The organism is Vibrio sp. 1288 (genome assembly GCF_033344475.1).
Map to the genome: position 1 here is coordinate 1 of NZ_JAWPOX010000936.1, position 563 is coordinate 563.

1 protein-coding gene is annotated in these 563 nt (G+C 49.7%); it reads left to right on the forward strand.

Annotated features, from left to right (window positions below; all coding sequences use genetic code 11):
• Nucleotides 1-563 (forward strand): glyceraldehyde 3-phosphate dehydrogenase NAD-binding domain-containing protein (locus tag R8O11_RS30195; RefSeq protein WP_318195260.1); only part of this gene is annotated, 563 nt, incomplete at both ends.

A 563-nucleotide genomic window follows, 5' to 3' on the forward strand; every position in this document is an offset into this window, starting at 1 on the left:
CGGCATTCGATTGGCCAGAATTGGAATTTGTGCAAATCAATGATGTTGCGGGCGATGCAGTAACGTTGGGCCACTTATTGGAGTTCGACTCTGTTCAAGGCCGTTGGCACCATGAAGTGCAGGTTGAGGGAAATGAACTCGTCATCAATGGCAAGCGCATCGCGACGACACAGCATCGCGACATCGATGCAGTGAATTGGTCTGGTTGTGATGTTGTGATTGAAGCGACAGGCGTGCACCGCAAAACTTCGTACCTTGACCAATATCTCGATCAGGGCGTGAAGCGAGTGGTGGTTAGCGCACCAGTGAAAGAAGAAGGCATTGCGAACATCGTTGTTGGCGTGAACGACCACATTTTCGATCCTGACAAACATCGTATCGTGACAGCGGCTTCGTGCACGACTAACTGCATCGCACCAGTAGTAAAAGTCATTCATGAGAAATTGGGCATTGAGCAATCCTCTTTCACGACGATTCATGATTTGACCAATACGCAAACCATTTTGGATGCACCGCACAAAGATCTGCGTCGTGCTCGTGCGTGTGGCATGAGTCTTATCCCG